Raw genomic sequence first — 17,482 nt, forward strand, 5'->3', positions numbered from 1 at the left:
TCTGGCATCCCATGTCGTCTCCATTGCAGTCGGAATCGATCCGCGCGCAAGTCGCGGAATTGCGCGAGCGCGGCTTCGTCGTCGCGCGTGGCCTCGTCAGTGACGAGCAGTGCGCGGCGCTCAGGCAGATCGCCGAGCGCCAGTTGCGGGAGGCGGCCGAGCCGATCGAGTTCGAGGCGGATTTGCGCTATCCGGGCGCGCCCGAGTCCAAACATGCGCCGGGCGGGCATACGGTGCGACGGCTGCTCGATGCGTATTCGCGCGATCCGGCCTTCGCCGAGCGCGCGGTCGCCCCTGAAATCGGTGCGTGGATGCGCGCGTATTTCGGCGAAGAGCCCGTGCTGTCGCGCGCCCATCACAACTGCATGATGACGAAGCATCCCGCGTACGGCAGCCTGACCGGCTGGCATCGCGATTTTCGCTACTGGTCGTTCGAGCGCCCGGACATGGTGTCGGTATGGCTCGCGCTCGGGCCGGAGACGAACGAGAACGGCGCATTGTGGCTCGTGCCGGGGTCGCATACGGCCGAATTCGGGCCCGAAGCGTTCGACGATGCGAAGTTCTTCCGCAGCGACCTGCCGGAGAATCGCAGGATGATCGACGCGGCCACGTGCCCGTCGCTGCAGACGGGCGACGTCGTGTTCTTCCACAGCAACACGCTGCATTCGGCCGGGCAGAATCGTTCCGACCAGGTGAAATTCTCGCTCGTGTACACCTACCACGGCGCGAGCAACCGGCCGGTGCCGGGCACGCGCTCGGCGTCGAAGTCGGAAGTGCCGTTCTAGGCACGGCGCGGGCGGCCGGCAACGCCGCGGCGATGCCGTGGTGCCGGGCATCGCGGGAGAATGAAGCAACGGGCGGCCTGGCCGCCCGTTTCGTCTGGCGCGGCCCGGCGTGCGACGCGGGCCGTTCGCGTGTCGCGCGGCGACGCGCTCAGCGCTTGCCGCCCGGCATCGCGAGACCGATCAGGCCGATGAACGATGCGACGGCGCCGCCCACGATCAGCAGGATCGTCTTCGTCGCGGGCGAGCCCGTGAAGAAGCGCGACATGTTGTCGTTGAGCGAATGGAACGACTGGCCGCCGAAATACAGCAGCACGACGCCGCCGACGAGCAGCGCAACCGAGATGACCCGGGACATACCAACCTCGCAGAAACGGTGATTCGAGACGCCGCAGTGTAGGCGACGGGCACGGCCGCGTCCATCGGCGCGTCGTCGTGCGCACGCCGGCCGCTTTCGTTACCATAGTCGTCGTATGACTCCTTCGCCATCGCCGCGCCGTGGGTGCGGCGCGTGCGCGTCCCTTTCCCCGATGTCCTGACGGAACCGACTCATGGCCTACGAAGCAGCTTCCGAACGTTACGCCGACATGCAGTACCGCACCTGCGGCAAATCCGGGCTCAAACTGCCCGCGCTGTCGCTCGGCCTGTGGCACAACTTCGGCGACACGACGCCGATCTCGACGCAGCGCGAGATCCTGCGCACCGCGTTCGACCTCGGCATCAACCACTTCGATCTCGCGAACAACTACGGGCCGCCGTACGGCAGCGCCGAAACCAATTTCGGCCGGCTGCTGAAGGAGGATTTCCGGCCGTATCGCGACGAGCTGCTGATTTCGACGAAGGCCGGCTGGGACATGTGGCCGGGGCCGTACGGCAGCGGCGGCGGGTCGCGCAAGTACGTGCTCGCGAGCCTCGACCAGAGCCTGCAGCGCATGGGGCTCGACTACGTCGACATCTTCTATTCGCACCGCTTCGACGCCCACACGCCGCTCGAGGAAACGGCGGGCGCGCTCGCATCGGCCGTGCAGCAGGGCAAGGCGCTCTACATCGGCATTTCGTCGTATTCGGCGGCGAAGACGCGCGAGATGGCCGAACTGCTCGCGCAGTACAAGGTGCCGCTGCTGATCCACCAGCCGTCGTACAACCTGCTGAACCGCTGGGTCGAAACCGAACTGCTCGGCACGCTCGACGAGATCGGGACGGGCAGCATCGCGTTCACGCCGCTCGCGCAGGGGCTGCTCACGTCGAAGTACCTGAACGGCGTGCCGGCCGACGCGCGCGTGAACAAGCCCGGCGGCGGCTCGCTGAAAGAGGATCACCTGAGTGCGGACAACCTCGAGCACGTGCGCAAGCTCAACGCGATCGCCGAGCGGCGCGGGCAGAGCCTCGCGCAGATGGCGCTCGCATGGGTGCTGCGCAACGGCCGCGTGACGTCCGCGCTGATCGGCGCGAGCCGGGCGGAGCAGGTGCGCGAAAACGTCGGCGCGCTGAAGAACCTCGACTTCTCGGCGGAGGAACTCGCGGAGATCGATCGTTACGCGACGGAAGGCGGCATCAATCTGTGGGAAAAGCCGTCCACCGATCAGGCGATCTGACCGGGACTCGATACGGGATGCGAAACATCGCATGCCGTATCGACGGCTTGCACGCAGACCCGCGCATCGCTTCGATGCAAGCGATGCGCGTCGCGCACGGGTTGCGCGGCTAGATTAGCGCAGGCAGGCCTTCGACGAGCAAGACCGCGACGCCGACGCCGAGGATCACGCCCAGTACGCGCAGCAGGTTGTGACGGAATTCGGTTGCGCACGGCACCGCGCCGAGAAATAGCGCTCCGGCCAGCGCCATCGGAATCAACAGGATGAAGTCGCCGATCGTGAAGTAGGTCGTCATGCGTGTCTCCAGTGTCGGCCGGAGTGGGCGCTTCAGCGCTTACTCCGGCCCCATGCCGGGTATTTCTAGTGTGGGTCCGACCCGATCGCGAGCGGGCCGGTCAATTCGAGTATAGGCAACCGGCAGCGCTTTTCGCTATCCGAACCATTAAAAATCAGCGGAAAGCCCCGCGAAATCCCGCATTTTCCCCGCCAGGTCGACGAATGCCTTGCGCGTATCTTTCCCGTGCCTTTCGACTGGTGCGAATTCGTCGTATATGTCCGATGCGTGCCGCCGCACGCGCAGGCGCGGCGGCACGCCCGCTCATGCGCGGTCGGGTTGCGCGCGGGCGGCCGGCGCGCGGAACACCAGCGCGAGTCCCGCGATGATCGCCCCCATGCCGGCGAGCGCGAGCGGCTCGGGCCGGTTGCCGAGCCACACGGCATCCATCAGCGTGGTGACGACGGGCACGAGATAGAACAGGCTCGTCACGTTGACGAGATCGCCGCGCTGCATCAACCGGTAGAACAGCAGTTGCGCGATCACCGAAATCACGATGCCGAGCCACAGCAGCGGGATCGCGAACGCCCAGCTCAGGTCGAACGACAGCGGCCGGAACGGCGCGATCGCCACGCACAGCGCGAGACCGATCGCATTCTGCAGCGGCAGCACGTCGGCGGGCGCCGCGCGTACGCGCTTTTGCAGCAGCGAGCCGGCGGTCAGCGCGACGAGCGCAGTGAGCGCGCACGCGATGCCCGCCGGCGTCAGGCCGCCGTCCCCTGCGCCGCGGAACACGACGAGCGCGAGGCCGGCCAGCGACAGCGCGAGCCCCGCGATGCGCACCGGCTGCCAGCGCCGCTCGACGAGCGCGAGCGTGAGGATCGGCTGCACGCCGAGGATCGTCGCGAGCACGCCCGGCGCGATCCCGCGTTCGAGCGCGAGCAGGTAGAAGATCGAATAGCCGCCCATCATCAGCAGGCCGGTGAGCGCGGCCATGCGCCGCTCGCCACGCGGCGGCAGCCAGCGTTTGCGCACCAGGGCCAGCCCGAGCAGCACGAGCGAGGCAACGGCGAAGCGTGCGGTAAGAAAGGCGAACGCGGACGCGTGACGCAGACCGAGTTCAGCGAAGATCGCGCCGCTGCTCCACAGCAGCACGAAGAGCGACGTAGCGCCATGCGCGGCGAGCGCGCGTTTGAACGAAACCATGTGAATCCACCTGTCGAACGGATCGGAACGTTCCATCCGCACGCGCAGCGGCACGCGGTGCGTCACGACGCACGCATGCAGGCCGACGGGCGAATGGAAGACGGAACGAAAAGCCGGCCGGTCAGCCGGCGCGTGCCGCCGGAGGGGGCGGCGCGGCGCCGACGAGCGGCGGTGCGACAGGAGGAGGCAGGACCGACGGATGCACGCACGCCTGCGGCCGCGAGTCGAACTGCGGCCGGGATCTTGCGAGGGCGGACGTGAGCGGATGCATCGTGGCGGAATGCGCTTGAACGCGAATGAGCATCAAAGGTACCGCAAGGCCGGCATCGGGCGCAACATTCGTCGGCGGCATCGTATGACGAACGAAGGGCGGGGTGCGCGCGACCGCGCGTTGTGCCGGCCGCGTTCAACGCACGCGAAGGCGATGAGGATGCCGCGTCGAGCGGGTGCCCCCATCACGCGTCATGTTGCCGCGAACCGCGTGCCCACCCGCGACGCGTGAGCGGCGCCCGCCACATGCGCGCCGCAGTGATGCCGCGGATTCGGCGGACGGACACATTCGACAGGGTATGATGGGGGTAACCGGGCGGGCAAGCGCCGGCCCGGCGCAGTGGTTGATTGGAGACATTCGACGAATTCGCGGCACTTCGCCCGCTTCTTCTTCTTTTCGCGCTTCGATAAACCGTGAACAATGGGATCACGCGCAACGCTCCGACGAGAGCGCGCGGATCGTGCATTTGCCGGCTCGCCAGCGAGCCGGGTTTCAAGATTCAAGAGTGGGGAACCATCATGCATGTCGGGTCGATTGTCTGCACTACCCATATCGCGGTGCCGAAGGGCGCGCGCGGCATCGTCCAGCGCATCCTGGGCGACATGGCCATGGTGACCTGGTACGCGGGCGTACCGGGTGAGTCGAAGGAACTCAACACCGAGCCGTTCTTTCTCGAGGACCTGATCGACACCGGCGAATCCGTGCTGCCGGCCGGCGCGGCGCTTCACTGAACGCACACGCCGCAGCCGGCGCTCGTCTTTCGGCCCCGCAGGCGGCACAATGCGGGGCATGAAAGACGCCACTTCCGCTCCCGCTTCTCCCGCCGGCCCGCCGTTCGCCGGACTCACGCCCGAGTGCGTGCTCGACGCGCTCGACAGCATGCTGATGCCGGCCGGGCTGCGCACCGACGGGCGCCTGCTCGCGCTCAACAGCTACGAAAACCGCGTGTACCAGGTGGGCATCGAAGACGGCCCGCCGGTCGTCGCGAAGTTCTACCGTCCGGCACGCTGGTCGGACGAAGCGATCCTCGAAGAGCACGCGTTCGTCGCCGAACTCGCCGCGCGCGAGATTCCGGCGGTGCCCGCGCGCGCATTCGACGGCCGCACGCTGCACACGTTCGACGGTTTCCGCTTCTCGATCTTCGAGCGGCGCGGCGGCCGCGCGCCCGACCTCGATCGCAGCGACACGCTCGAATGGCTGGGCCGCTTCATCGGCCGGATCCATGCGGTCGGCGCGACCGAGCCGTATGCCGCGCGCCCGGTGCTCGATATCACGACGTTCGGCTACGAGCCGCGCGACTACCTGCTCGCGCACGATTTCATTCCGGATGACGTAAGGCCCGCGTACGAGACGGCGGTCACGCTCGCGCTCGAAGGCGTGGAGGCCGCGTTCGAGCGGGCGGGCGACATCCGCCTGCTGCGCACGCACGGCGACTGTCATCCGAGCAACGTGCTGTGGACCGATGCCGGCCCGCACTTCGTCGATTTCGACGACAGCCGGATGGCGCCCGCGATCCAGGATCTGTGGCTGCTGCTGCCTGGCGATCGCGAAGGCGCGTCGCGTGCGCTGGCCGACCTGCTGGCCGGCTACGAGGATTTCTGCGAATTCGAGCCGCGCGAGCTGCATCTCGTCGAAGCGCTGCGCACGCTGCGGCTGATCCACTACGCGGCCTGGCTCGCGCGGCGCTGGGACGATCCCGCATTTCCGGCCGCGTTTCCGTGGTTCAACACGCATCGTTACTGGGAAGCGCGCGTGCTCGAGTTGCGCGAGCAGATCGGCGCGATGCAGGAAGGGCCGCTCTGGCCCGTGTGACGGCGCGCGCGGCAGCTTCGCCGCGCGGCAGGTTCAGCGCGGGCCGCTGCGCATCCGCGGCCCGTTTCGCTCAGAACTTCAGCATCATCTTGATCACGGCGGCGAAGCGCTTGCCATAAGGCGGCGCGATCAGCCCGCGCGTATTCAGGCGCGCCTGCGTGAGCACCGGCTTCATCTTCGAGAACGTCACGAAGCCGTCGTAGCCGTGATACGCGCCCATCCCGCTCGCACCGACGCCGCCGAACGGCAAGCTGCCGCACGCGATGTGCAGCAGTGCATCGTTTACCGTCACGCCGCCCGAGATCGTTTCGCGCATCACGCGCTCGACCGTGCCGCCGTCCTCGTCGAACAGGTACAGCGCGAGCGGACGCGGGCGCGCATTCACGTATGCGATCGCCTCGTCGAGCCGTTCGTACGGCACGAGCGGCAGCAGCGGCCCGAAGATCTCCTCCTGCATCAGTTGCGACGCGGCCGGCACCTGCGTGACCGCGCACGGCACGAAGCGGCGCGACGCGGGGTCGGATGGCGCGTCGGACAGCGGATGCAGTTGCGCGCCGGCCGTCTGCGCGTCGCTCGCGAGCTGCTGCAGCCGTGCGTAGTGGCGCGGCGATACGATCGTCGTGTAGTCGCCGTTGGTCGACAGGTCCGGATACATCTTCGCGAAGCGTGCCCGCGCGCGCTCGATGAACGCGGCTTCCATCCCGCGCGGCAGCAGCACGTAGTCGGGCGCGATGCAGGTCTGGCCCGCGTTCAGCGTCTTGCCGGTGACGATCGCGTCGACGGCCGCATCGAAGCGCGCGTTCGGGCCGACGATCGCCGGCGACTTGCCGCCGAGTTCGAGCGTGACGGGCGTGAGGTTGTCGGCGGCCGCGCGCATCACGTGGCGGCCGACGTGCGTCGAGCCGGTAAACAGCAGATGATCGAACGGCAGCGCGCTGAACGCGGCGCCGACTTCCGCATCGCCGTTCACGACCGCGACGTGGTCGCGCGCGAAGGTCTTGCCGATGAGCTGCTCGAACAGCGCCGACGTGCGCGGCGTCAGTTCGGACATCTTGATGATCGCGCGGTTGCCGGCGGCGAGCGCGCAGATCAGCGGGCCGGCCGCGAGCAGCACCGGGTAGTTCCACGGCACGACGATGCCGACCACGCCGAGCGGCTGCGGCATCACCTTCGCGCGCGCCGGGCGCAGCCACTTGTTCATCGGCTTGCGGACCGGTTTCATCCAGCGCTTGCCGTGCCGGAGTGCGTCGTCGATCTCTTCTTTCGCCATCCAGATTTCCGACAGCAGCACTTCCTGCTTCGAGCGATGACCGAAATCGGCGCTGATCGCTTCGGCGAGTGCGTCCGTGTTGTCGATCAGCATCGTGCGCAGCGCACGCAGGTGCTGGGCCCGCGTGTCCCAAGCCGGGTACGGCGCCCGCAGGTACGCCGCACGCTGGTCGCGCAGCAGCGCCGTCAGCGCGTCGGCCGACGGCACGGCTTGCGGGGCCAGTTCGGGCAGGTCGTTCTTCATGTCGTCTCCTCCAGTTGGGCCGGGCTGGTCGGCCGGCCGTCACGCCGCACGCGCACGCTCGGCGAGCGCGGCGACGCGGATCGGGGTGGTGCGTGTCGCGCGGCGCGAGGCCGGCTGCGACGGGTGCTCGAAAACCGGTTGAAGCGTGCAACGGGCGTCGCATCCGCGCGACGGTGTGCGCATCCGCCAACCTGGCCGACACGCGCGGGCATGTCGCGCGAGACGATGGCCGACCGGCACGCGGTGCGGTGTCGCGCGCGCCTGCCGGGGCACCGAAGCAGGGCGGCGCGACGAGTCCGCCGAATCGTGCCGCAGCGCACTTCGCCGCTGCAGCGACAAACCGTCCAAACGGTCGGCGACGACGCAGGCCGTTCGATTTCGATCGACTGCGCGCACGACGTCGAGCCTCTTCGCGCAGGCAGCCGTTTGAAATGAAATGCGGGTTGCGCGCATCGCATCCGGACCACCCGGTCGGCACGCGGCCTGCAGAACCTGGCGCTGCATCGTCGTCACTCCCGTTTCGCGACGGCTCGGCTTCTCGTGGCCGGCACGTCGCGCAAAGCGAATCGATACATCTTAAATTTAGTTCACGCGGGCGTTTAGAGGAATCGCTCTTGAATCGGCGCGCCGCGCGCGCGACCGCCATTCCTACAATGCCCGAACATTACAAGAGGGGACGCGGTCGCGCGGCGATGCCGGGCGCCTTCCATGACACGAAGGAGACGTGACATGCAATACGACTACATCATCGTAGGCGGCGGTTCGGGCGGCTCGAGCCTGGCCGGCCGGCTCGCCGATGCCTGCCCCGATGCGACGATCGCGCTGATCGAAGCCGGCTCGCATACGGAGCGCAACCTGCTCGTCAACATGCCGGTCGGCATCGCCGCGCTGGTGCCGTTCAAGCTCGGCACGAACTACGGCTACGAGACGGTGCCGCAGGCGGGCCTCGGCGGCCGGCGCGGCTACCAGCCGCGCGGGCGCGGGATGGGCGGCTCGAGCGCGATCAACGCGATGATCTACACGCGCGGCCATCCGGGCGACTACGACGAATGGGCGCAGCTCGGCGCGACGGGCTGGAGCTGGCAGGAGGTGCTGCCGTATTTCCGCCGCGCGGAAGGCAACGTGCGCGGCGCCGATGCATGGCATGGTGCGGACGGCCCGCTGTCGGTGTCGGATCTGCGCTTTCGCAATCCGTTCTCCGAACGATTCATCCAGGCCGCGCATGCGGCCGGCTATCCGCTGAACGACGATTTCAACGGCGCGACGCAGGAAGGCGTCGGCTTCTATCAGGTCACGCACCGCGACGGCTCGCGCTGCAGTGTTGCCCGCGCATACATCTACGGCCGCAACCGGCCGAACCTGCACGTGATCACCGATGCGACGGTGCTGCGGGTGGTGTTCGAAGGCAAGCGCGCAGTCGGCGTCGCGCTTGCACGCAACGGGCGGGTCGAGACGCTCGACGCGCGTGCGGAAGTGATCCTGTCGGCCGGCGCGTTCAATTCGCCGCAACTGCTGATGTGCTCGGGGATCGGCCCGGCCGAGCAACTGCGTCGGCACGGGATCGCGGTCGTGCAGGATGCGCCGGACGTCGGCGCGAACCTGATCGACCATATCGATTTCATCATCAATACGCGCGTGAATTCGTCGGAGCTGGTCGGCGTGTGTCTGCGCGGACTCGCGAAGATGGCGCCGGCGCTCGCGCGCTATTTCTCGAGCCGCACCGGAATGATGACGAGCAACGTCGCAGAGGCGGGCGGCTTCATCAAGAGCGATCCGTCGCTGGAGCGCCCCGACCTGCAACTACATTTCTGCACGGCGCTCGTGGACGACCACAACCGCAAGATGCACTGGGGCTTCGGCTATTCGCTGCACGTGTGCGCGCTGCGGCCGTTCAGCCGCGGCACGGTGGCGCTCGCGAGCGGCGATGCGCGCGACGCGCCGCTGATCGATCCGCGCTTTTTCAGCGATGCGCGCGATCTCGACCTGCTCGTGCGCGGCACGCAGGCGATGCGCCGGATTCTGTCGCAGGCGCCGCTCGCGTCGCAGGGCGGGCGCGAGCTGTACACGCGGGCCGACCAGAGCGAGGCAGAGCTGCGCCAGACGATCGTCGAACATGCCGACACGATCTATCACCCGGTCGGCACCTGCCGGATGGGTTCGGATGCGCGCGCGGTCGTCGATCCGCAACTGCGCGTGCGCGGCGTCGAAGGGTTGCGCGTGGTGGATGCGTCGGTGATGCCGACGCTCGTCGGCGGGAACACGAATGCGCCGTCGGTGATGATCGGCGAACGCGCGGCGGACTTCATCGTCGCCGCGCGCAAGGGCACGGCGACGCGCGGCGAGGCAGCCGCGGCGGTGCACGGCCGCTGAGCGGCGCGCGCACGGCGGCGATCATGCTCAGGCAAACGTATCGACGAGGCCGGCGCGGCTCACGCTCGCGGCGGCCGGTGCGGATTGCGCAGCGCCGGCCGGTGCCTCGACGGCTGACTGTCCGCCGTTCCCGCGCCGCGACGACGACTGGCCGCCGGCGAAGGTTTGCTGCGGGTTCTGTTGCTGCGACGCGAAGCCGCCGTCGCTGACGGTCGCGCTGCCGAGCCCGAGCCCGCCCGCTTCCATCGCCTCGCGCAGCTTCGGCAGCGCGGCTTCGACCGCTTCGCGCACTTGGGCGTGCTGCGACACGAACAGCGCGTGCGCGTTGTTGTCCGCGACGCGCAGCACGACCTGCAGCGGCCCGAGATCGGCCGGATTGAGCGTCAGCTCGGCGCTCTGCTGGTGCGCATTCGACAGGAACACGACCTTCTGACTCAGCGCGTCCGTCCAGTCAGGGGTGCCGACGTGGGGCGCGAGCACGTGCGCGTTCGCGGCGGCGATCGCCCCCGCGGCCGGCGACAGCTGCAGGTTCGCCTGTGCGGCGGCAGCGGCCGTCGCGCCGGCCGCGAGCGTCGCGCTGGCGGCCGGGTCCGTCGCGGCGCCGGCTGCCGCGAGCGCGTGCTGTTCTCCCGACTGCGCGTTCGCGCTGGCCTGCAGCGCCTGCGCGGCGGCCGGCGTCGGCGTTTGCTGGGTGGCAAGCGCGCCCTTCGCGTCGGCGAGCGTGCGGTCGAAGCTCGGCGCCTTCGGTGTCAGCGGTGCGGCGGCGCCGGTCGCTGCGGCGGAGGCCGGTGCGGACGCCGTCGCCGTCGCGCCGGTCGCGGGCATCGCGATCGCGCCCGCGCCGCCCGTCAGCCTGTCGAGCGCGGTTTGCAGCGCATCGCGGCCCGACGCCGGCGCGGCCGGCGGGGAGGCTGCGCTCGCGTCGCCGGTCGCGTGATCCGCCAGCGTGGCCGTGGCATCGGGCTGGCCGGACACGGCCGTCTTCTGCGCCGCGGCGGCGGCCGTTGCATCGGCCGGCGTCGCGTTGTCCGTGCGCGCCTGCAGTTGCGCCTGCAACGCCGCGGCGGCCGCGAGCGCGGCGGCGTCGGGGTTGGTGGCGGCGTTCGCGGTCGTATCGTCGTTCGCGTCGTCGTCATCGGCCGCGGACGGCTTCGTGCCGGCGGCCGGCTTCGACGCAGCCTGTTTCGGCGACGCATCCGGCACGCCGGAGTTCGACGCGTCGTGACGCGTGGCGACGCTTTGCTTCAGCGTCTGCGCGAACGGGACGGCGGCCGTGGCGGTCGCTGCATCGTTGCCGGCGGCGCCGGACGCAGCCGCGCCGCGGGCGGCCTTGAGTGCTGTGCCGGCGGTGTCGAGCAGCGCGCCGAGCAGGGGCAGGGGAGGCATGGCGATTCTCTCGTTCGAATGCGGTGGTCGGTTACGACGAACGGGCCGCGTCGGCCCGCATGCGCAGGATCGTCGCGGCGTGTTCGTCGGCGTCGCGCTGTTCGCGCCGGGCGTCGCGCATCGCATCCTGCGCGGCGCCGCGCGCCTGCAGGATTTCGAACGAGCCGACGGTGCGTTTCTTCTGTTGCCAGTTCGGGCGGGCTTCGTCGATGCGGACCTCCGCCGCGGCCAGCACGCTGCGCTGCTGCGCGATCGCGGCGTCGAGCGTGTCGATGAATGCCTGGAAATTGCGCCAGTTGCCGGCCGGCATCCCGTGCTGCGCGGATTGCGAGAAGCGCGCGTGGTATTCGTCGCGGTAGCGCAGCAGCGCGTCGAGCTGCTCGGCGGCCGCGGTGCGCTCGCGCTGCGCGGTGCCGAGCTGCTTCGCGGCGGAATCGAGATCCTCCTGCGCGCGATCGAGCAGCAACTGAAGCGGAAAGCCGTGTGCCATCGGGGTCAGCCTCCGTAAGCGTCGAACAGCGCATCGAGCCCGGCGAGGCTCGACGCGAACGGCGCGCATTCGCGAAAGCCCTGCTGCAGGAACGCCTCGATGCGCGGATAGAGCGCGATCGCGCGGTCGAGCTGCGCGTCGCGGCCGGGCGCGTACGCGCCGACCGCGATCAGGTCGCGATTGCGCTGGTAGCGCGACAGCATCTGCTTGAACTGCCGGACGTGGTCGAGATGCGTTTCGTCGATCAGCGCGGTCATCGCGCGGCTGATCGACGCCTCGATGTCGATCGCCGGATAGTGGCCGGCCTCGGCGAGCGCGCGCGACAGCACGATGTGGCCGTCGAGGATCGCGCGCGCCGAATCGGCGATCGGGTCCTGCTGGTCGTCGCCTTCGGTCAGCACCGTGTAGAACGCGGTGATCGAGCCGCCGCCTTCGGGCCCGTTGCCGGTGCGCTCGACGAGCGCGGGCAGCTTCGCGAACACCGACGGCGGGTAGCCCTTCGTCGCGGGCGGCTCGCCGATCGCCAGCGCGATCTCGCGCTGCGCCATCGCATAGCGTGTCAGCGAATCCATCAGCAGCAGCACGTGCTTGCCCTGGTCGCGGAAATACTCGGCGAGCGACGTCGCGTACGCGGCGCCCTGCATCCGCAGCAGCGGCGACACGTCGGCCGGCGCCGCGACGACGACCGAGCGCGCGAGCCCGTCCTCGCCGAGAATCTGTTCGATGAATTCCTTCACTTCACGGCCGCGCTCGCCGATCAGCCCGATCACGATCACTTCCGCGCTCGTGTAGCGCGCCATCGTGCCGAGCAGTACCGACTTGCCGACGCCGGAGCCCGCGAACAGGCCCATCCGCTGCCCGCGGCCGACGGTGAGCAGCGCGTTGATCGCGCGCACACCGACGTCGAGCACGTGGTGGATCGGTTCGCGCTCGAGCGGGTTGATCGACGGCGCCGACAGCGGCGCGTCGACCTTCGACGCGAGCGGGCCGAGGCCGTCGAGCGGGCGCCCCGACGCGTCGACGACGCGCCCGAGCATTTCCCAGCCGACCGGCAGGCGCTTGGCGCCCGCGAGCGGATCGGTGACGGGCGCGCTTTCGCGCGGCCACACGCGCGCGCCGGGCAGCACGCCGGCGACGTCGGTGGTCGGCATCAGGAACAGGCGATCGCCGGCGAAGCCGACGACTTCGGCTTCCGCGTGCGACAGCGTGCTGCCGGGCGGCAGTTCGATCGTGCATTCGGCGCCGACCGACAGGCGCAGCCCGATCGCCTCGAGCACGAGGCCGGCTGCGCGCGTCAGGCGCCCGCACGGCCGCAGCGGCAGCGCGCGGTGGCTGCGTGCGGCGAGCCCGTTCAGGTGGGTGCGCCAGTGTGCGAGATGCGGATTGTGCGGCGCGCGCGGCGCGGCGCCGTCGGCCGCTGCCGCGGCGGCGTGCCGGCGCGGGTCTCGTGCGCTGTCGCGCGCGGCGTCCGGGCCGAACGACGCGAGCGCGAGTTCGCGCTCGAGCGGCGTCATGCCGTCGTGCGCGAGCGAATCGGGCGTGGGCGTCACCACGTGCTCACCTTGCCGATCGCGGCGGCGACGCGCTGCCAGCGGGTGGGCAGCGTCGCGTCGACCTCGCCGGTCGCGGCGTGCGCGCGGCAGCCGCCGCGCTCGATCGACGCGTCGGTGCGCACGTTCCAGCCGAGCGCATCGAGATCGTCCTGCAGATACGCTTCGACGACGGGCAGGTCGGCCGGATTCACCGCGAGATGCGGCGCCCCGGACAGCGCGGGTTCGGCCGCGAGCACGTCGCGCACGGCGGCCACCAGCGCGGCCGGGTCGTGCTTCACGTGCTGGCGCACGACTTGCTGCGCGATGTCGAGCGCGAGTTGCGCGAGGTCGGCGGCCAGATCGTGTTCGACGCTCGACACGGCCTCGCGGAACGACGCGGCGAGCGCCGCGAGCTGCGCGGCCTGTTCGCGCGCGTCGGCCCGGCCGGCCTCGAAACCCTGTTCGCGGCCCTGCTCGAAACCGGCCTGGTAGCCGAGCGCGTGGCCTTCGGCGTGGCCGGCCGCATGGCCTTCGGCGTGCGCGGCGTCGCGCACGCGCTGCAGATCCGCGGCGAGCGCGGCGGCGGCCGCTGCCGCGTCGTCGGGCGGCGGCGGGGGCGGCGGCGGGTCGAACGACGCCATCTCCCACCGCTGGTACGCGGTGAGGGTGCCCGCGCGATCGCTCGCCGAATCAGACATACGCGTCTTCCGCCTTGCCGCCGATCGCGATCGCGCCGCTCTCGGCCAGGTTGCGCACGATCTGCAGGATGCGGCGCTGCTGCGTCTCGACTTCGGACACGCGCACCGGGCCGCGCGCGTCGAGATCCTCGGCGAGCAGTTCGGCCGCGCGCTGCGACATGTTCGCGAGGAACTTCTGGCGCAGCGCGGGCGGCGCGCCCTTCAGCGCGATGATCAGCGTTTCCGACTCGACTTCCTTGAGCACCATCTGGATCGCGCGATCCTCGAGGTCGAGCAGGTTCTCGAACACGAACATCTGATCGACGATCTTCTGCGCGAGATCGGCATCGTACTGGCGCACGCTCTCCAGCACGCCTTCCTCGTGCACGCTCGTCATGAAGTTCAGGATCTCGGCCGCGGTGCGGATGCCGCCCATCGGGCTGCGCTTCAGGTTGTCGCTGCCGGACAGCAGGCCCGTCAGCACGTCGTCGAGTTCGCGCAGCGCGGCCGGCTGGATGCCGTCGAGCGTCGCGATCCGCAGCATCACGTCGTTGCGCAGCCGCTCGGTGAAGCACGACGCGATCTCGGACGCCTGGTCGCGGTCGAGATGCACGAGGATCGTCGCGATGATCTGCGGATGCTCGTTCTTGATCAGTTCGGCCACCGCGCCCGAGTCCATCCACTTCAGGCCCTCGATGCCGCTCGTGTCGCTGCCCTGCAGGATGCGGTCGATCAGCACGCCGGCCTTGTCCTCGCCGAGCGCCTTGGTCAGCACCGAACGGATGTACTCGCTCGAATCGAGCGACAGCGCGGTGTGCTGCTCGGCTTCCTTCGCGAACTCCTGCAGCACGTCCTCGACCTGCTCGCGCGTGACGTTCTTCAGCGCGGCCATCGCGGCGCCGATCTTCTGGACCTCGCGCGGCGCGAGGAACTTGAATACCTGCGCGGCCTCTTCCTCGCCGATCGACATCAGCAGGAGCGCGCTCTTGGTCAAGCCTTCAGCGTTCATCGGACACCCAGTTCTTCACGACGGTGGCGACGATCTTCGGATCCTGGCGGGCGATCGTGCGCGCGTAGTCGAGGTTGCGTTCGTAACGGTTCTTTTCGCTCTCGAAACCGAGCAGCAGCGCGTCGGGCTCCTCGGCCTTCTCCGGCGCCGGTAGGCCGTCGAGCGCGACCGGGTCTTCCGGCGCGGCGAGCGCCGGCGCGGCCGGCTCGGGCGGCGGGAAGGCGCGGCGCATCGCCGGGCGCACGAACATGAAGTAGAGCGCCGCCGCGGCCGCCGCGATGCCGAGCCATTTCGCGGCTTCCTTCGCCATCGCGATCATGTCGGGCTGGCGCCACCACGGCAGGTCGGCGTACGGATCGCTCGCGGTCGAGAACGCGCTGTTCACGACGTTCACCGAGTCGCCGCGCTTCTCGTCGTAGCCCATCGCGTCCTTCACGAGCTGTTCGACCTGCGCGAGCTTCGCGGGCGGCAGCGGCTGCATCGTCACGTGGCCCTTCGCGTCGGCGACCGGCTGGTAGTTGACGACGACCGCGACCGACAGCCGCTTCACGCTGCCCATCGGCTGCTCGAGATGGCGGATCGTCTTGTCGACTTCGTAGTTGGTCGTCTGGTCCTTGCGGTCGCTCACCGGGGTGGTCTGCGGCGCGTTCTGGCCGTTGCCGGCGACGATCGGCGCGGACGCAGGCTGCGGCGGCGTGTTCGACAGCGCACCCGGCACGCCCGACGCGCCGCCCTGCGCGAGCTCGGTCGAGCTGCTGGTCTGCTGGCTGCGGATCGCGGCCTGCTGCGGCGTGCCGTTCGGGCCGTAGCTTTCCGACGTCTGCTCGATCTTCGAGAAATCGAGGTCCGCGCTGACCTGCGAGCGCGCGTTGCCCGCGCCGAAGATCGGCGCGAGGATCGCGTCGATGCGCTTCTGCGTGTTGTGCTCGACCTGCTGCACGTATTTGAGCTGGCTCGCGTCGAGGCCGGAGGCCGACGCGGTCTGGGTCAGCAGGTTGCCGTCCTGGTCGACGATCGTCACGTTCTTCGCGGGCATGTCGGGCACGCCGGACGACACCATCCGCGTGATCGCCTGCACCTGGCCCTCGTCGAGCACGCGGCCCGGGTAGAGGTCGACGAACACCGACGCGCTCGGCGCTTCCTTGTCGCGCACGAACACCGACGGCTTCGGGATCGCGAGATGCACGCGCGCGCCGCGCACGGCGTTGATCGATTCGATGGTACGCTGCAGCTCGCCTTCGAGCGCGCGCTGGTAGTTGATCTGCTCGGCGAACTGGCTGATGCCGAATTTCTGGTTGTCCATCAGCTCGAAGCCGACCGAGCCGCCCTTCGGCAGCCCCATCGCGGCGAGCTTCAGGCGCGTTTCGTGCACCTGGCTCGACGGTACGAGGATCGCGCCGCCGGCATCGGCGAACTTGTAGGGAACGTTTGCCTGCTGGAGCGCGGCGATGATCGCGCCGCCGTCGCGGTCCGACAGGTTGCTGTACAGCACGCGATAGTCGGGCGCGCGGCTCCACAGCACGAGCGCGGTGATCACGGCGACCGCGAACGCGACGGCGATCACGAACGGCAGCTTCGGGTTGCCCTTCATCCGCGAGATGCCGGGAATGCGTTCCGCGAAGCCGCCCAGCCCGAAGTCTGCGCCTGCGCCACCCGCGCCCGGCAGCGCGGCGGCCGCGGCGGCGCCGGGCGCCGGGCTGGCGAGGCCCGCGCGGGCGTCTGGGTTGATCAGCGAGTTGGCCTGCGAATCCATGCGTCGAGTTTCTCCGGAGCGGGACGACTGAGCTCGCTCGGACGAGCGGGCGGACAATGACACGATGCGATTATCGTGACCCGGGCCGCACTCCGATCGACCGAAAAGAACGGGGTTTCCCCCGTACTTTCTCGGCTTTGACGCGCGGCGCGCTGCTATCCTTTTTCGGAATCCGGCATGGCGCGCGTGGTGCGGCGCCGGCGGATCTCCCGGCACGTCCGGGTCTCTTCTCTCGGTTTTGGGGACAGCATGGCTGCGAACGTCAGCGGAATCGGTTCGGTGTTGCAACAGATGCAGTCGATGGCCGCGCAGGCGTCCGGCGGCGTCGCGAGCCCGACGGCGGCGCTGGCCGGCTCGGGCGCGGCGACGGCCGGCACGTTCGCGAGCGCGATGAAGGCGTCGCTCGACAAGATCAGCGGCGACCAGCAGCACGCGCTCGGCGAGGCGCAGGCGTTCGAGGTCGGCGCGCCGAACGTGTCGCTCAACGACGTGATGGTCGACATGCAGAAAGCCAACATCGGCTTCCAGTTCGGGCTCCAGGTCCGCAACAAGCTCGTGAGCGCTTACAACGACATCATGCAGATGTCGGTGTGACGGGCCGGCTATCCGGGGCCGGCCATCCGGGGACGGCTATCCGGTTGGCCGCTATCCGAACCCGCCCATCCCGGAACCGTTATCCGGCCACGGCCATTCGCAAAGCGCCGCCGGGCTCGCCGGCGGACCGGCGCCTCGGCGCCCGGCAGCAGGCACGCTTGCCTAAAGCTTTCGCGATCCCTTCCGATAACTCCGGTGAAGGCCGCGTCGTGCGATGC

At 69.6% G+C, this 17,482-nt stretch carries 16 protein-coding genes; 6 read left to right on the forward strand and 10 right to left on the reverse strand.

Features of this window, described 5'->3' with window-relative positions; translation table 11 throughout:
- The first annotated feature begins 11 nt into the window (after positions 1 to 11).
- Positions 12 to 785, forward strand: coding sequence for a phytanoyl-CoA dioxygenase family protein (locus HWX08_RS18110; RefSeq protein ID WP_069257828.1), 774 nt, complete (start codon positions 12 to 14; stop codon positions 783 to 785).
- Between the two features lie 148 nt (positions 786 to 933).
- Here the strand turns inward: HWX08_RS18110 and HWX08_RS18115 are convergent, their stop codons facing one another.
- The gene (locus HWX08_RS18115; protein ID WP_107312557.1) at positions 934 to 1,140 is read right to left on the reverse strand and encodes a DUF3185 family protein; all 207 of its coding nucleotides are present in this window, start codon (positions 1,138 to 1,140) and stop codon (positions 934 to 936) included.
- Positions 1,141 to 1,333: 193 nt separating this feature from the next.
- On the opposite strand from HWX08_RS18115, the gene mgrA reads away from it, so the two are divergent.
- Positions 1,334 to 2,377 carry an L-glyceraldehyde 3-phosphate reductase gene (mgrA, locus tag HWX08_RS18120; protein WP_174923009.1) on the forward strand — a complete coding sequence of 348 codons (1,044 nt, stop codon included), beginning with the start codon at positions 1,334 to 1,336 and terminating at the stop codon, positions 2,375 to 2,377.
- A 109-nt stretch (positions 2,378 to 2,486) separates the two neighbouring features.
- On the opposite strand, the gene HWX08_RS18125 is transcribed toward mgrA, so the two are convergent.
- Both HWX08_RS18125 and HWX08_RS18130 read right to left on the reverse strand, forming a co-directional pair.
- A complete protein-coding gene (locus tag HWX08_RS18125; RefSeq protein WP_011353526.1) occupies positions 2,487 to 2,672 on the reverse strand; it encodes a hypothetical protein in 186 nt (61 codons plus the stop codon).
- A gap of 303 nt (positions 2,673 to 2,975) precedes the next feature.
- Positions 2,976 to 3,857, reverse strand: coding sequence for a DMT family transporter (locus HWX08_RS18130; protein ID WP_069258094.1), 882 nt, complete (start codon positions 3,855 to 3,857; stop codon positions 2,976 to 2,978).
- Between the two features lie 789 nt (positions 3,858 to 4,646).
- On the opposite strand from HWX08_RS18130, the gene HWX08_RS18135 reads away from it, so the two are divergent.
- Positions 4,647 to 4,859 carry a hypothetical protein gene (locus HWX08_RS18135; protein ID WP_004198969.1) on the forward strand — a complete coding sequence of 71 codons (213 nt, stop codon included), beginning with the start codon at positions 4,647 to 4,649 and terminating at the stop codon, positions 4,857 to 4,859.
- A 58-nt stretch (positions 4,860 to 4,917) separates the two neighbouring features.
- Positions 4,918 to 5,940, forward strand: a complete 1,023-nt coding sequence (locus HWX08_RS18140; RefSeq protein WP_157126768.1) for a serine/threonine protein kinase — start codon at positions 4,918 to 4,920, stop codon at positions 5,938 to 5,940.
- A gap of 70 nt (positions 5,941 to 6,010) precedes the next feature.
- Here the strand turns inward: HWX08_RS18140 and HWX08_RS18145 are convergent, their stop codons facing one another.
- Positions 6,011 to 7,453 (reverse strand): coniferyl aldehyde dehydrogenase, encoded by a 1,443-nt coding sequence (locus HWX08_RS18145; protein WP_174923010.1) that lies wholly within the window; start codon positions 7,451 to 7,453, stop codon positions 6,011 to 6,013.
- A 729-nt stretch (positions 7,454 to 8,182) separates the two neighbouring features.
- Here HWX08_RS18145 and HWX08_RS18150 point away from each other — a divergent pair.
- A complete protein-coding gene (locus HWX08_RS18150; protein ID WP_174923011.1) occupies positions 8,183 to 9,823 on the forward strand; it encodes a GMC family oxidoreductase in 1,641 nt (546 codons plus the stop codon).
- A gap of 27 nt (positions 9,824 to 9,850) precedes the next feature.
- On the opposite strand, the gene HWX08_RS18155 is transcribed toward HWX08_RS18150, so the two are convergent.
- From HWX08_RS18155 to fliF, 6 genes are read right to left on the reverse strand one after another with little or no spacing between them, the layout of a single operon-like run.
- A complete protein-coding gene (locus HWX08_RS18155; protein WP_175807105.1) occupies positions 9,851 to 11,209 on the reverse strand; it encodes a flagellar hook-length control protein FliK in 1,359 nt (452 codons plus the stop codon).
- Between the two features lie 31 nt (positions 11,210 to 11,240).
- A complete protein-coding gene (fliJ, locus tag HWX08_RS18160; protein ID WP_174923252.1) occupies positions 11,241 to 11,699 on the reverse strand; it encodes a flagellar export protein FliJ in 459 nt (152 codons plus the stop codon).
- 5 nt (positions 11,700 to 11,704) lie between these two features.
- Positions 11,705 to 13,252 carry a flagellar protein export ATPase FliI gene (gene fliI / locus HWX08_RS18165; RefSeq protein ID WP_069257820.1) on the reverse strand — a complete coding sequence of 516 codons (1,548 nt, stop codon included), beginning with the start codon at positions 13,250 to 13,252 and terminating at the stop codon, positions 11,705 to 11,707.
- The gene (gene fliH, locus HWX08_RS18170) at positions 13,246 to 13,929 is read right to left on the reverse strand and encodes a flagellar assembly protein FliH (RefSeq protein WP_069257819.1); all 684 of its coding nucleotides are present in this window, start codon (positions 13,927 to 13,929) and stop codon (positions 13,246 to 13,248) included. The genes fliI and fliH overlap by 7 nt, the downstream gene beginning before the upstream one ends.
- The gene (gene fliG, locus HWX08_RS18175) at positions 13,922 to 14,917 is read right to left on the reverse strand and encodes a flagellar motor switch protein FliG (protein WP_107313688.1); all 996 of its coding nucleotides are present in this window, start codon (positions 14,915 to 14,917) and stop codon (positions 13,922 to 13,924) included. The genes fliH and fliG overlap by 8 nt, the downstream gene beginning before the upstream one ends.
- Entirely contained in the window at positions 14,907 to 16,670 is a 1,764-nt protein-coding gene (fliF, locus tag HWX08_RS18180; RefSeq protein ID WP_069257817.1) for a flagellar basal-body MS-ring/collar protein FliF, read from the reverse strand. Before fliF ends, fliG begins: the two co-directional genes overlap by 11 nt.
- A 249-nt stretch (positions 16,671 to 16,919) precedes the next feature.
- Between fliF and fliE the strand changes: the two genes are divergently transcribed.
- Complete coding sequence (fliE, locus tag HWX08_RS18185) at positions 16,920 to 17,264, forward strand: flagellar hook-basal body complex protein FliE (RefSeq protein ID WP_069257816.1); 345 nt, start codon at positions 16,920 to 16,922, stop codon at positions 17,262 to 17,264.
- Positions 17,265 to 17,482: the final 218 nt, after the last annotated feature.

The sequence above is a fragment of the Burkholderia metallica genome, from assembly GCF_902832845.1.
Classification (GTDB): Bacteria; Pseudomonadota; Gammaproteobacteria; order Burkholderiales; family Burkholderiaceae; genus Burkholderia; species Burkholderia metallica.

Bases quoted from the DNA above. Each gene is read 5' to 3' on its own strand.
- HWX08_RS18110 (WP_069257828.1), top strand. From the start codon at position 12: ATGTCGTCTCCATTGCAGTCGGAATCGATCCGCGCGCAAGTCGCGGAA.
- fliF (WP_069257817.1), bottom strand. From the start codon at position 16,670: ATGGATTCGCAGGCCAACTCGCTGATCAACCCAGACGCCCGCGCGGGC.
- fliG (WP_107313688.1), bottom strand. From the start codon at position 14,917: ATGAACGCTGAAGGCTTGACCAAGAGCGCGCTCCTGCTGATGTCGATC.
- HWX08_RS18135 (WP_004198969.1), top strand. From the start codon at position 4,647: ATGCATGTCGGGTCGATTGTCTGCACTACCCATATCGCGGTGCCGAAG.
- HWX08_RS18125 (WP_011353526.1), bottom strand. From the start codon at position 2,672: ATGACGACCTACTTCACGATCGGCGACTTCATCCTGTTGATTCCGATG.
- HWX08_RS18115 (WP_107312557.1), bottom strand. From the start codon at position 1,140: ATGTCCCGGGTCATCTCGGTTGCGCTGCTCGTCGGCGGCGTCGTGCTG.
- fliE (WP_069257816.1), top strand. From the start codon at position 16,920: ATGGCTGCGAACGTCAGCGGAATCGGTTCGGTGTTGCAACAGATGCAG.
- HWX08_RS18140 (WP_157126768.1), top strand. From the start codon at position 4,918: ATGAAAGACGCCACTTCCGCTCCCGCTTCTCCCGCCGGCCCGCCGTTC.
- HWX08_RS18155 (WP_175807105.1), bottom strand. From the start codon at position 11,209: ATGCCTCCCCTGCCCCTGCTCGGCGCGCTGCTCGACACCGCCGGCACA.
- HWX08_RS18130 (WP_069258094.1), bottom strand. From the start codon at position 3,857: ATGGTTTCGTTCAAACGCGCGCTCGCCGCGCATGGCGCTACGTCGCTC.
- fliH (WP_069257819.1), bottom strand. From the start codon at position 13,929: ATGTCTGATTCGGCGAGCGATCGCGCGGGCACCCTCACCGCGTACCAG.
- fliJ (WP_174923252.1), bottom strand. From the start codon at position 11,699: ATGGCACACGGCTTTCCGCTTCAGTTGCTGCTCGATCGCGCGCAGGAG.
- HWX08_RS18150 (WP_174923011.1), top strand. From the start codon at position 8,183: ATGCAATACGACTACATCATCGTAGGCGGCGGTTCGGGCGGCTCGAGC.
- mgrA (WP_174923009.1), top strand. From the start codon at position 1,334: ATGGCCTACGAAGCAGCTTCCGAACGTTACGCCGACATGCAGTACCGC.
- HWX08_RS18145 (WP_174923010.1), bottom strand. From the start codon at position 7,453: ATGAAGAACGACCTGCCCGAACTGGCCCCGCAAGCCGTGCCGTCGGCC.